The organism is Gordonia sp. (in: high G+C Gram-positive bacteria) (assembly GCF_052106715.1).
Taxonomy (GTDB): domain Bacteria; phylum Actinomycetota; class Actinomycetes; order Mycobacteriales; family Mycobacteriaceae; genus Gordonia.
The window spans coordinates 16,047-27,804 of sequence record NZ_JBQEDL010000041.1; the positions used below are offsets into that span (position 1 = coordinate 16,047).

Annotated in this window: 12 protein-coding genes and 1 pseudogene; 7 read left to right on the forward strand and 6 right to left on the reverse strand. The window is 67.5% G+C overall.

The annotated features are described in order from the left end of the window. A pseudogene (locus ACTIMF_RS16580) lies at positions 1–415 on the reverse strand (amino acid-binding protein); the annotation flags it as partial. Between the two features lie 57 nt (positions 416–472). Beyond that, on the reverse strand, positions 473–850 hold the full coding sequence (locus tag ACTIMF_RS16585; RefSeq protein WP_442351386.1) for a YbjQ family protein: 378 nt from the start codon (positions 848–850) through the stop codon (positions 473–475). A gap of 189 nt (positions 851–1,039) precedes the next feature. On the opposite strand from ACTIMF_RS16585, the gene gatC reads away from it, so the two are divergent. Further along, positions 1,040–1,363, forward strand: a complete 324-nt coding sequence (gene gatC / locus ACTIMF_RS16590) for an Asp-tRNA(Asn)/Glu-tRNA(Gln) amidotransferase subunit GatC (protein WP_442351387.1) — start codon at positions 1,040–1,042, stop codon at positions 1,361–1,363. Beyond that, positions 1,364–2,863, forward strand: coding sequence for an Asp-tRNA(Asn)/Glu-tRNA(Gln) amidotransferase subunit GatA (gene gatA / locus ACTIMF_RS16595; protein ID WP_442351388.1), 1,500 nt, complete (start codon positions 1,364–1,366; stop codon positions 2,861–2,863). Here the strand turns inward: gatA and ACTIMF_RS16600 are convergent. Then, positions 2,833–4,029 carry an alpha/beta-hydrolase family protein gene (locus tag ACTIMF_RS16600; protein WP_442351389.1) on the reverse strand — a complete coding sequence of 399 codons (1,197 nt, stop codon included), beginning with the start codon at positions 4,027–4,029 and terminating at the stop codon, positions 2,833–2,835. The two genes, gatA and ACTIMF_RS16600, sit on opposite strands and share 31 nt — an antisense overlap. After that, positions 4,026–4,646, reverse strand: a complete 621-nt coding sequence (locus ACTIMF_RS16605) for a hypothetical protein (protein WP_442351390.1) — start codon at positions 4,644–4,646, stop codon at positions 4,026–4,028. The genes ACTIMF_RS16600 and ACTIMF_RS16605 overlap by 4 nt, the downstream gene beginning before the upstream one ends. 167 nt (positions 4,647–4,813) lie before the next feature. Between ACTIMF_RS16605 and ACTIMF_RS16610 the strand changes: the two genes are divergently transcribed. The 3 genes from ACTIMF_RS16610 to ACTIMF_RS16620 all read left to right on the forward strand — a co-directional run bounded on the left by ACTIMF_RS16610 (position 4,814) and on the right by ACTIMF_RS16620 (position 7,808). Beyond that, entirely contained in the window at positions 4,814–6,049 is a 1,236-nt protein-coding gene (locus ACTIMF_RS16610) for a sensor histidine kinase (RefSeq protein WP_442351391.1), read from the forward strand. A gap of 10 nt (positions 6,050–6,059) precedes the next feature. Further along, positions 6,060–6,701 carry a response regulator gene (locus ACTIMF_RS16615; RefSeq protein WP_442351392.1) on the forward strand — a complete coding sequence of 214 codons (642 nt, stop codon included), beginning with the start codon at positions 6,060–6,062 and terminating at the stop codon, positions 6,699–6,701. A 75-nt stretch (positions 6,702–6,776) separates the two neighbouring features. Next, positions 6,777–7,808 carry a 6-phosphofructokinase gene (locus ACTIMF_RS16620; protein ID WP_442351393.1) on the forward strand — a complete coding sequence of 344 codons (1,032 nt, stop codon included), beginning with the start codon at positions 6,777–6,779 and terminating at the stop codon, positions 7,806–7,808. A gap of 37 nt (positions 7,809–7,845) precedes the next feature. On the opposite strand, the gene ACTIMF_RS16625 is transcribed toward ACTIMF_RS16620, so the two are convergent. Next, positions 7,846–8,070 (reverse strand): PspC domain-containing protein, encoded by a 225-nt coding sequence (locus ACTIMF_RS16625; RefSeq protein ID WP_442351394.1) that lies wholly within the window; start codon positions 8,068–8,070, stop codon positions 7,846–7,848. 107 nt (positions 8,071–8,177) lie between these two features. Between ACTIMF_RS16625 and gatB the strand changes: the two genes are divergently transcribed. Beyond that, positions 8,178–9,689 carry an Asp-tRNA(Asn)/Glu-tRNA(Gln) amidotransferase subunit GatB gene (gene gatB / locus ACTIMF_RS16630; RefSeq protein ID WP_442351395.1) on the forward strand — a complete coding sequence of 504 codons (1,512 nt, stop codon included), beginning with the start codon at positions 8,178–8,180 and terminating at the stop codon, positions 9,687–9,689. A gap of 66 nt (positions 9,690–9,755) precedes the next feature. Here the strand turns inward: gatB and ACTIMF_RS16635 are convergent, their stop codons facing one another. After that, complete coding sequence (locus tag ACTIMF_RS16635) at positions 9,756–10,892, reverse strand: PQQ-dependent sugar dehydrogenase (RefSeq protein ID WP_442351396.1); 1,137 nt, start codon at positions 10,890–10,892, stop codon at positions 9,756–9,758. Between the two features lie 81 nt (positions 10,893–10,973). On the opposite strand from ACTIMF_RS16635, the gene ACTIMF_RS16640 reads away from it, so the two are divergent. Next, positions 10,974–11,758, forward strand: a 785-nt coding sequence (locus tag ACTIMF_RS16640; protein WP_442351397.1) for a DoxX family membrane protein, incomplete at its 3' end; no start/stop codon positions are given.

Below are 11,758 nucleotides of genomic sequence, written 5' to 3' on the forward strand. Positions count from 1 at the left end.
ATCCACGGGCGGACGGCAGCGGCAACCAGTCGGCGCGCGCCAACGGCGTCTCGGGTGCACCTGCACTCGCGAACAACGTCAACACATCGGTGCCAGGCCGGGCGACGACCATCGCCCACGAGGCGCGAAGCACGCGCGGCGAGTGATCGACGAGGACCTGCAGCCGATCGGGGCCGGCGGCGGCGACGACGTCGATCAGTTCGAGTTCCAGGTGCGTGTCGAGCACGTCCGAGAACGGGCGCAACGATTCGACGCGTACGTCGTGCACGTTCTGAGCGGCGGTGATCAGAGTGTCAGGCAGCGACGTCGACGGGAGTTCGACGACGATGTCGTCGATCGCGTAACCGTCGCCGCGCTCGATGACTTCCAGCGATCTGATGTCCGCGCCGACCGCGCCCAACTCGACGGCGAGCATGCCGAGGCTGCCTGGTCGGTCGGAGAGGCGGAGGCGGAGGAGGTACGACACCGCCGTCTACTGCTGAGGAGTCGGCTGGGGGATCGGCTGGTTCGGCACCGGCGGTCCGCCCGCGACAGCGCTGACGCCCACCGCGGTCCCGTATGCGCAGACCTCGACACCGCCGCCGCCCGCGTACTCGGTGGTCTCGAAACGGAAGGCGAGGACAGCGTTCGCACCGCGCCCCTGAGCCTCGGCAGCCAACCGGCTCAACGCTTCCTGACGGCACTCGTGCAGCAACTGCGTGATGCCGCGCAACTCGCCGCCCGCCAGGGATTTGAGACCCGCCCCGATATTCGACCCGATATGGCGGGACCGCACGGTGAGGCCGAAGCACTCGCCGAACACGTGCTCGATCCGGTAACCGGGAAGTTCGTTGGTGGTGACGATGATCATGGGGTCCACGCTACTTCGCGGGTGCCGACGAGGCCACCGAGAGTTCATACCCGATCGTTGACGGAACTACCGGTCGAGTACCCGAACCGACCGGCTTCGGATGGTCAAGCGGAGGCGACTGCGGCGCCGGCGCGCGTCTCACATACCCTGGAGACCGTCCAACCCGCAGGCGAGAAAGGGTCATTCGCGATGCCCACCGAACCGGAGTCCGCAACGTCGCCGACGATCAGTCGGGACGAGGTCGCGCATCTTGCCCGACTGTCGCGCCTCGCGCTGACCGACGACGAACTGGACCAGTACGCGGGTCAGCTCGACTCGATCCTGACCCACGTCGCACAGGTGGCCGAAGTGGCCGCAGACGACGTGCCTCCGACCGCTCATCCGGCCGACCTGCAGAACGTGTTGCGCCCGGACGCCGTCGTGCCCGGTCTCACGCCGGAGCAGGCATTGTCCGGGGCGCCCGCCGTCGAACAGGACCGTTTCGCCGTACCGCAGATCCTCGGGGAGGAATAAGTGACCGAGACCAGTACCCGCGCCGCAGGCGAGATCACCGGGCTGTCGGCCGCTGATTTGGCCACCAAGATCGCCTCCCGCGAACTGTCGTCCGTCGAGGTGACGCAAGCGCACCTGGACCGGATCGCCGAGATCGACGATCAGCTCGGTGCATTCCTGCACGTCGGAGCCGCTGAGGCGCTCGACGCCGCGCGCACCGCCGACGAGACGATCGCCGCTGGTCAGGCACCGAGCGCTCTCACCGGTGTCCCGATCGCGTTGAAAGACGTCTTCACGACCACCGACGCTCCGACTACCTGTGGCTCCAAGATTCTCGAGGGCTGGGTCTCGCCGTACGACGCGACGCTCACACGGCGTCTGCGTGAGGCCGGGATCCCGATCCTCGGCAAGACCAACATGGACGAGTTCGCGATGGGCAGTTCCACCGAGAACTCCGCCTACCAGGTGACCCGCAATCCGTGGGACGTCGACCGCATCCCGGGCGGATCGGGGGGTGGCAGCGCTGCCGCGCTCGCATCCCACCAGGCACCACTGGCGATCGGCACCGACACCGGTGGCTCGATCCGCCAGCCCGCAGCAGTCACCGCGACAGTCGGTGTCAAGCCCACATACGGCACCGTGTCGCGGTATGGCCTCGTCGCGTGCGCGTCGTCATTGGATCAGGGCGGACCGTGTGGTCGTACGGTGCTCGACACGGCGCTCCTGCACGAGGTGATCGCCGGACACGATCCGCGGGACTCGACGTCGATAGACGCGCCGATTCCCGACGTTGTCGCCGCGGCACGTGACGGCGCGAACAAGGATCTGACGGGTGTCCGCATCGGCGTCGTCAAACAATTGCAGGGCGAGGGCTACCAGGCAGGCGTCCTCGAATCGTTTCAGCAGGCGTGTGAGACGCTCACCTCGCTCGGTGCGACGATCGTCGAGGTCGACTGCCCGAACTTCTCGTACGCGCTCGGGGCCTACTACTTGATCCTGCCGTCGGAGGTCTCGAGCAACCTCGCCCGCTTCGACGCGATGCGGTACGGACTGCGGGTCGGTGACGACGGAACGCATAGCGCTGACGAGGTCATGGCGCTCACCCGCGCAGCCGGGTTCGGCCCGGAGGTCAAGCGCCGCATCATGATCGGCACGTACGCGCTCAGTTCCGGCTACTACGACGCGTACTACGGTCAGGCGCAGAAGGTCCGGACACTGATCGCCCAGGACTTCGCGAAGGCCTACCACGACGTCGATGTCTTGATCTCGCCGACCACGCCGACCACCGCGTTCAAGCTCGGCGAGAAGGTCGACGATCCGCTGGCCATGTACCTGTTCGACCTGTGCACCCTGCCGGTGAACCTCGCCGGAACCGCAGCGATGTCGGTGCCGTCTGGCACTGCGAGCGATGGGGGAGCGGTCCTACCAGTCGGCCTGCAGATAATGGCGCCTGCGCTCGCCGACGACCGGCTGTACAAGGTCGGGGCAGCCTACGAGGCGGCGCGGGGCTCGATCGCCTGACACCCCGACGGCATCTCCGCGACGGAGAGGCCTTGCTCGTCGCCGTAGTGATGTCCGCTGCCGATTGGGCCGTCCAGCGAGACGGCCAGATCGAGCGCGGTCCCGACGAAGGACGCGACAGGCGTCCACGGCACCCGTATCGATGGTTTCGTGCCGACGGTCCGGGTGCCGCTCGCGTGGCGCGGGGCCTGCCACAGCAGCGAGGTCTGGAAGTCGGCGACGGGGTCGGTGGCATTCGCGATGCTGATTCGGCGCGCACAGTCGGGGAGCGACTCGACGCTCCCGGCGGGCGGCCCGGACAGGACGGTCCCGGCGACGTCGACGTCATTGCGTACCGCCCACGCGCGAGCCGTGTCGGCCCCGATCGCACCGAGGCTCTGCCCGTAGAGGTACACCCGAGGTGGATTCGCCGCCGACGCCAGCCGTCCGTCGAGTGCCCGTAGTAGGGCGATCGCGCTGCGCCCTGCGCTCTCAGGCGAACGGACGTAGGCCTGCCACGAGGGAACGTCGGAGTACTGCACAGCGAGGAAGCGGACCGAGCCGTCGAAGTGTCGGACGAATCCCTCGATCGCGGTGGAGTCGATCCACCCCGATCCGGTCGGGACCGTGATCACCACGGCGCCCTGCTCAGGCCCGTCGGTGAGCGCCCACTCGTCGACGAGTGTGCGGGCCCGCGTGTCGAGTGCCTTCGAGCTGAGCAGCGAGTACGACAGCCTCGGGTCGTCGGGGACGTTCGGAGTGGCGCGCGCTTGTGCTGTCGGACCGGCGGCGAGGAGGGCGGCGACGAGGGAGCCGACCGTCCACCACCGCGCCGGAAGCCAGAGCACTGCGCACGCGATGATCAACGGGATTCCCGCGACTGTCGCCGCCCACCCGACCCCCGGCGGCGGAGTTCCGATGGCTGCCGAAGTCTGGGTCTGCCACCACAGCGCGCCGATGAGGAGTCCGCCTGCGACGACGGCCGTTCCGGTGAGGAACTCGCCGCCGGCCCGGCGATCACGGGCGAAGGTCGCGACGAGCCAGCCGATCCCCATGCCGACCAGTGCGAGCACGGTGCCGACGGCGGCCAGGAGCATGGCAGGCCGTGGCAGTTGGCCCGGTGAGAGCGCTACGGTCCATCCGATGACGCCGCCGAGGATGATCGCTGGGTGTACGCGGCGGTTCACCGCCTGGTCCCGACCGACTCGACCACGTGCAGCGTTGCGGTCGAAAGAAGGTCGGAGGTCGACTCACGTTTCGGCGCTCGCCAGTCTTGGCGCCATGAGTTGACCGAGAGGCCACCGTCAGCGACGGTGGCAGCGGCTTCACACAGGGGGTCGGTGCAGGAGTCGTGCATGGCGTCGACGAGCATCCCGTCGAGCGCCCGGCGTGCCCAGGGCGACGCCGGATGATCGGTGCGTGCACCGAATCGAAGGAGGTCATAGCCGAAATCGTGTGCGCGGCAGAGTGGCTCGAATCCGGTGGGCAACGGAATCGGCGACGAGCACGATCCCGCCGGATTGACCGGTCGAGAGTCCTGCAGCACCGGCCGGTAGCCCATCGCCGACTCGAACCCCGCGGGCAGATGGGTGAGCGCGTCACCGGGAGAGGATCCGACGAGCTCGGCGACCGCGCGATCGACGTCGTTTGTGATCGGGCCGACGCGGCCGGGTGAGGCGGCGACGACCGATGCGACGCTTGCGCCGCCGAGGATGAGCAGAGTCAGGAAGGTGATGGCCAGGCCGATGCCGAGGCGTCGGACAGAACGGCGCAGGAGGCTGTTCGAAGCGGATGTCGTGGTCATGGGACTCACCGTCGCAACTGGCGATGCCTATCGGGATCGCCCGCAGAAACGATTGCCGCCCCCTACTTCTCGGTGGTCAGTGACGATGCCGTCACCCGTCAGTACCGGGACGATCTCCATCCTGTGGGGGAGGCGTCCTCGCCGTGGCCCACTCTACCGTCGATACGGTGAAGAGACCGTCCCTCAAAGGTGTGGCGCGTGTGCGTCGCATGTCATTCGCCGCGATCTCGCTCGTGCCCGATCCGACCCTGCGCCGCTACTTGGGCAGCGGGTGGAACTGGCTGGCCATGGTTGGCGCGGTGACCATGATCGCGGTCACGTGGCCGAATCTGGCGATGACCCACCCCATGCCCGCTTATCTGCTGCCGTTGTTCGCGGTCATCGCATCCGTGCCGATCGCACTGATCTTTGCCGGCACGGCGGCCGTTCGCGCCGGTTGGGCCATGGTGATTGTCACCGGATCCGTCGCGAGCTTCGTCCCGCATCCAGGGGTCGACTTCCCGATGCCTATCCCGATGTTCCTCGTCCTGTTCGCGATGACGGTCGCGGCGTTGATCACTCAACCGCTCTCGAAACTTCCGGTCGTCGCCGCGATCACCGCGGGGGCCCTCGTGATCGGCGTGGCACCGGGAGCGCGACTCGGTTGGATCTTCGCTCTCGTCGTGGCGACGATCGGCGTGGCGTTCGTCCGTTACCGGCTGTCGTCGCAGAAGCGGATCGAAGAGCAGACCATCGAAACCGAGACCGCACAGGCCAGGGAAGCTGTCTTGGCCGAACGGACACGGATCGCGCGGGAACTGCACGACGTCGTCGCTCACCGCATGTCGATGGTCGTCGTCATGTCCCAGACGGCGAAGTACCGGTTGGCTGCCGGCGACGCCCCAGAGACGGTCGGACCGGCGACCGAGGCAGAGTTCACGGCGATCGCCGACGCGGCCAGGCAGTCGCTGGACGAGGTGCGGCAGCTTCTCGGTGTCCTCCGTCCCGCTGATGCACCGTCGACCCGGCCGGTGCAGGGGATCGACGATCTGCCCGGGCTCGTCGCCCAGGTCCGGGCCGCGGGTGTGACCGTCGAATACGCGGACCGTGTCGCCGACTGGGGTGACCCGGGCGCTGCCGGGGCAGCCGTCTTCCGCATCGTTCAGGAGTCGCTCACCAACGCGGCCCGGCACGCACCGGGGGCGAGTGTCGTGGTCCGTATAGTCGATGCCGACGGCGGGGTGGTCGTGTCGGTCGTCAACGGTCCGCCCGCAGATCCCGACTACGTGCCGCAGCACGGCGGTGGTCACGGACTCGTCGGGATGGCCGAGCGCGCGTCCGCCGTCGGCGGGACGTTCACCTCGCAGGCCACCCCGGCCGGCGGGTTCGCGGTCACCGCGACCGTCCCGTTGCGACACCGCTAGGGTTGCACGGGTGAGTGTGACCGTGGTGATCGCCGACGACCAGGCCATGGTGCGCGCCGGTTTCGCCGCACTGCTCGACGCGGCCGACGGGGTGTCCGTCCTCGGCGACGCCGAGGACGGAATCGCCGCCGTCGAAGTCTGCCAGCGGCTACGACCCGACGTCGTCCTGATGGACGTGCGGATGCCGGGCCGCGACGGATTGTGGGCGGCGCAGCAGATCATTTCGAGCGGATCGTCGACGCGCGTCCTTATGTTGACGACGTTCGACATCGACGACTACGTGTACTCCGCGCTGAGGATCGGCGCCTCCGGATTCATGCTCAAAGACGCGCCAGCCGACGAACTGGTCCGCGCGGTGCGCGTCGTTGCCGCAGGCGACGCCCTCCTCGCTCCGTCGGTGACCAAACGGCTGATCGCCGATGTCACGTCCAGGACGGCCAAACAGACCTCACCCGCGGTGAACGTGCTGACCCCGCGCGAGCGCGAAGTGCTTGAGACGGTCGCCGACGGCAAGTCGAACGCTGAGATCGCCGCCGAACTGTTCGTGTCCGAGCAGACCGTCAAGACACATGTCAGCAATGTGCTGACGAAACTCGGACTGCGAGATCGCGCGCAAGCCGTCGTCTTCGCGTACGAGAACGGACTCAAATAGGGTAGGGGACTGCCCTCGACGGCGGTTCGCGTGTTGTCATGGAGTCCGACGTTTCACCTTCAGTGAGAGGACGACATGGCGCGTTTCGGGATCCTGACCTCTGGAGGCGACTGCCCCGGCCTCAACGCGGTGATCCGCGGGACCGTCCTGCAGGGCGAGACCGTGCACGGTCAAGAGTTCGTCGGCTACCGAGGCGGTTACCGGGGACTCGTCTACGGCGATGTGATGCCACTGGAGCGCAGCGTGGTCCGGGGCATCTCGCAGCAGGGTGGCACGATCCTCGGCACGAGCCGGTTCGGGCCGTACACCGAGCCGGACGGCACGCCGGAGAACATCCTCGCGCACATGAAGCGTCTCGAGGTCGACGGAGTGATCGCGATCGGCGGCGACGGGACGATGGCTGCCGCGAATCGACTGCTGGCGGACGGAATCCCGATCGTCGGCGTACCCAAGACCATCGACAACGATCTCGACGCCACTGACTACACCTTCGGGTTCAACACGGCTGTCGAGATCGCCACCGAGGCCGTCGACCGCCTCCGTACCACCGGTAACTCGCATCAGCGCTGCATGGTCCTGGAAGTGATGGGCCGACATGCGGGGTGGATCGCGATGTACGCCGGGACAGCGGGCGGCGCCCACGCCATTCTGATCCCCGAGCACCCAGAGAGCCTCGAACAGGTCTGCGAGTGGGTGGAGAGTGTCCGTGACCGCGGCCGGTCGCCGATGGTGGTGGTCGCGGAGGGGTTCATGCTGCCGGACATGGACGAGGCGCACTCGGACAAGGGACTCGACGGGTTCGACCGCCCACGACTGGGTGGGATCGCCGAGGTCCTCGCACCTCTCATCGAGGAGAAGACGGGGATCGAGACCCGGGCGACGGTACTCGGTCACATTCAGCGCGGCGGAGTCCCGTCCGCGTGGGACCGTGTCCTGGGGACGCGGTTCGGTCAGGCGGTCAGTGATCTCGTCGCCGAGGGGGCGTGGGGTCAGATGGTCGCGTTGCGCGGAATGGACATCGTCCGGGTCCCGTTCGCCGACGCCGTCGGCCACACCAAGAACGTCCCTCTCGATCACTACCGAGGCGCTCGAGCGATCTTCGGTTGACCACCGCTGGTCGAGATCGCGCCTATCCGTGGGCGGATCAGGCTTCGGGAATGACGGCCCACAGGATCGCGTAGAGGAGGACCTGCGGGCCCGGCAGCAGGATGGATGCCACCAGCGCGATTCGCACCCACCTCGCTTCGACGCCGAAGTATTCGGCGAGTCCGCCCGCGATCCCCGCGATCTGTCGGTCTGTGCGGGAACGGCGGAGTCTGCGGGGTGCTGGGGCGGGCGGATGGGTGGTGTACGGGGGCTGCTCGTCCATGAGAACTCCTGTTCGTCGTCGGGTGTCTGCTGTCGACGCTACGAGCGAGAGGCGGATCCGGGCATCGGTGCGATCCCCGAGATCGACCCCCAGATACGATGGAGCGCATGAGTGCGGTTATCGACGATCTGATGGACTTCGACGACGTCATCGAGGCTTTCGACCCGGTCATGGGCATGGAGGTCCACGTCGAGCTCGGCACCGAGACCAAGATGTTCTGCGGGTGCCCGACGACGTTCGGTGGTGACCCGAACGCGCAGGTATGCCCGTCGTGCCTTGCGTTGCCTGGTGCCCTGCCGGTGGCGAATGCGGCGGCGATCGAGTCCGCGGTCCGCATCGGTGTGGCATTGAACTGTTCGATCCGGGAATCGAGCGTGTTCGCGCGGAAGAACTACTTCTACCCTGATCAGCCGAAGAACTACCAGATCAGCCAGTACGACGAGCCGATCGCTTACGACGGCTACCTCGACGTCGTCCTGTCCGACGGCACAACGTGGCGCGTGGAGATCGAGCGCGCACACATGGAGGAGGACACCGGTAAGTCGTTGCACATCGGCGGCAGCACCGGCCGCATCCACGGGGCCAGCCATTCGCTGCTCGACTACAACCGTGCCGGTGTCCCGCTGGTGGAGATCGTGACCCGCCCGATCGAGAATGCAGGCGCGCGGGCCCCCGAGGTCGCCCGCGCCTATGTGACGGCACTCCGTGACCTGCTCAAGTCGCTGAACGTCTCGGACGTTCGGATGGACCAGGGCTCGATGCGCTGTGACGCGAACCTCTCGCTCATGCGCAAGGACGCCACCGAGTTCGGTACTCGCACCGAGACGAAGAACGTCAACTCGTTGCGCAGCGTCGAGACGGCGGTCCGCTTCGAGATGCAACGACAGGCCGCGATCCTGGCCGCGGGCGGCGAGATCATTCAAGAGACCCGCCACTTCCAAGAAGCGGACGGCACCACGGCCGCGGGTCGCCGCAAGGAGACCGCCGAGGACTACCGATACTTCCCGGAGCCCGATCTGCCGCCGGTGATCGCCGACTCGGAGTGGGTCGAGTCGATCCGTGCGACGCTGCCCGAGCTTCCGTGGATCCGGCGCGCCCGCATCCAGCAGGAGTGGGGCGTATCCGACGAGGTGATGCGCGATCTGGTGAACGTCGGAGCCGTCGACCTGATCATCGAGACGGCCGAAGCCGGTGCGTCCGCGTCCGCCGCCCGCAGTTGGTGGGTCTCGTTCCTGGCACAGCAGGCCAACACTCGGGGCGTCGAGCTGACTGATCTGGCGATCACGCCGAAGCAGGTGGCCGAGGTCATCGGTCTCGTCGACGAGGGCAAGCTCACCAACAAGCTCGCCCAGCAGGTCGTCACCGCGGTGCTCGACGGCGAAGGCGAGCCCGCGCAGATCGTCGCCGACCGCGGTCTGGAAGTGGTGCGCGACGACTCCGCGCTGCAGAAGGCCGTCGACGATGCGCTCGCGGCCAACCCCGACATCGCCGACAAGATCCGTGGCGGCAAGGTTCAGGCAGCAGGCAAGATCGTCGGCGACGTGATGAAGGCGACTCGCGGCCAAGCCGACCCGGCTCGCGTCAAGGAACTCGTCCTCGCCGCCTGCGGCGCCGAGTGACCCGACGCCTGATCTGACCTGACGCCTGACTCTGACCCGACGCTCGGTGCGACTCGTCGAGTCAGGTCACGTTCGGTCCTCGGCCCCGCCGCCCTGGGGGGTGTGGATGGCGACGCGGTCGTCATAGGACTTCGTCGACATGCCCGGCACGGTCTTGTTCAGCGTGGCCAGTTGGAATGCGGACCCGATCGTCGTCATCCGGCCGACCGCTCCATAACTCTTCGAGAGGTCCTCCTCCGACGGCTCGCCGAGTACCGGACTCGCGCTGTTCGGCTTGGTGAACACGTCGATCCGCTTCTCGGCGGCGACCGACACGCTGATCGTGTCGGTGCCGGTCGCGCATCCCGTCAGACCGGGACGGTCGGCCCAGGTCCATAAGGTCTTGAGTGAGTTCTGGCTGACCATCGACAGCCGGTCTCCCGCCTGCCCGCTGTCGGCCACGTACAGTGCGCCGCCGTCGGGATCGGGGCACAGGGCGACGTTCGAACCCAGCCCGGTCGCGAGGATCTTCGGTTGCGGGTCCTGGCGGTTCGGATCGATCTCGAAGACCTTCCCAGCCAGCGAAGAACGGTTCTGCGCCGCACCGGAGTCTCCTGCGTCACCAGTGGCCACCGTGAGAGTGTTCGGTCCGGTGAACGTGAGCGAGCCCATGTTCCCGGTCGCACCCTTCGGGATACCGGTCAAAACGGGTTTCACTGACCCGGTCGGCGCGATGCGGACGATGCGATTGTCGGACGGGGTCGTGATGAGCGCGAAGATCATCTGATCCTCGATCCACGTTGGGGACAATTCGAAGTCGACGAGGCCGCCGTCGCCGGAACCGTCGACCGGGACGGTAGCGATCGCGCGCTGCGGGCCGTACCGCTTGGACAGGATGATCTTGCCGGTCGTGCGCTCGGCGACGTACGTCGTCTGCCCCTGCTCGTCTGCGGGGCGGACACCGGAGGTCTGGTCCAGACAGGTCGCGATAACGGCAGGATTCGGGTCCACACAGGGGCCTTTCGGCGGGTCTGCGGGCTCGTCCGGCTGTTCGGGCGTCGGCTGTGACTGTTGCCCGGTCTGGGGAGGCACTTCGCTGAAGGTGCCTTGGTCGGCGGTGTGCTGTTGGTCTGCGAAGCTCGCACACCCGGCCGAAGCGGCGACGGTGGCGAGGATGACGGCCGCTGTGGCGGCTCGCCGCGAGAGACTGGAAAGCAGCGGCATCACTCCAGACTATGCGATCGTTACCAAATCGTCGGGTGGCGCTAAGCCACGTGCGGAGGTCGGCAGCATAACCTCGGTGATGTGAGTAGTTCCAATGACAACGATCCGGTGCCGGGCAGTGCGGCGTCGCGCCAGCGGCCGCGGCGCCCCCGACCCGACCGCGACGACTTCATCGAACAGCATGGTGTCGAACGATCGGGGCGGCGTCCCGCACCCAACCCGCAGCCCGCAGAGGACGCGGCCGACGCCACTGATCCCGTCTCGACGGACGACTCGGTCGAGAGCGCTGGACATTCCGACGATGGTCCGCCCACATCGGTGATCGAGCCCGCATCGTCGCCTGCCGACGACAACGACACGGCCGTCATCGAGCGGGTCGACGACGGGCCACGCGCCTACTCCGACGTCGATGACTCCGAGGGGTCGGAGTCGCGAGCCGACGAGGATTCGCGGACGACGCGTCTGCCGCGTAGTTCGGTGCCGGTCCAGTCGTCCGACGAACCGGTGAGAACCGAGCCGTTCGCAGACCCCGACGACGAACGGGACCGTCCGCGCGGTGAGCGGCGCACAGCCGAACACCTGACGCAGGATCCCCTCCCGTACATCGAGCCGCAGCCGACGATGCAGATCGACGATCCCGCCGTCGAGACGGAGCCGTTCGACGACGAACCTGAGGACGAGCCGGCAGCGGTGACTGCTACCACGGTCGCGCCCGCGCGGCGAGGAACCGTCGATCTCGGCCTCCTGATCTTGCGCCTCGCGCTCGGAGCGGTATTCGTGCTCCACGGCCTGCAGAAGCTGACCGGATGGATGAACGGTCCGGGCCCCGACGGCTTCGCCGACTATCTCGCCAACGCGTCCGATCC

Coding starts and splice junctions, on each gene's coding strand:
- ACTIMF_RS16585 (WP_442351386.1), bottom strand. CDS start 850: ATGATCATCGTCACCACCAACGAACTTCCCGGTTACCGGATCGAGCAC.
- gatC (WP_442351387.1), top strand. CDS start 1,040: ATGCCCACCGAACCGGAGTCCGCAACGTCGCCGACGATCAGTCGGGAC.
- ACTIMF_RS16605 (WP_442351390.1), bottom strand. CDS start 4,646: ATGACCACGACATCCGCTTCGAACAGCCTCCTGCGCCGTTCTGTCCGA.
- ACTIMF_RS16620 (WP_442351393.1), top strand. CDS start 6,777: ATGGCGCGTTTCGGGATCCTGACCTCTGGAGGCGACTGCCCCGGCCTC.
- ACTIMF_RS16625 (WP_442351394.1), bottom strand. CDS start 8,070: ATGGACGAGCAGCCCCCGTACACCACCCATCCGCCCGCCCCAGCACCC.
- gatB (WP_442351395.1), top strand. CDS start 8,178: ATGAGTGCGGTTATCGACGATCTGATGGACTTCGACGACGTCATCGAG.
- ACTIMF_RS16635 (WP_442351396.1), bottom strand. CDS start 10,892: ATGCCGCTGCTTTCCAGTCTCTCGCGGCGAGCCGCCACAGCGGCCGTC.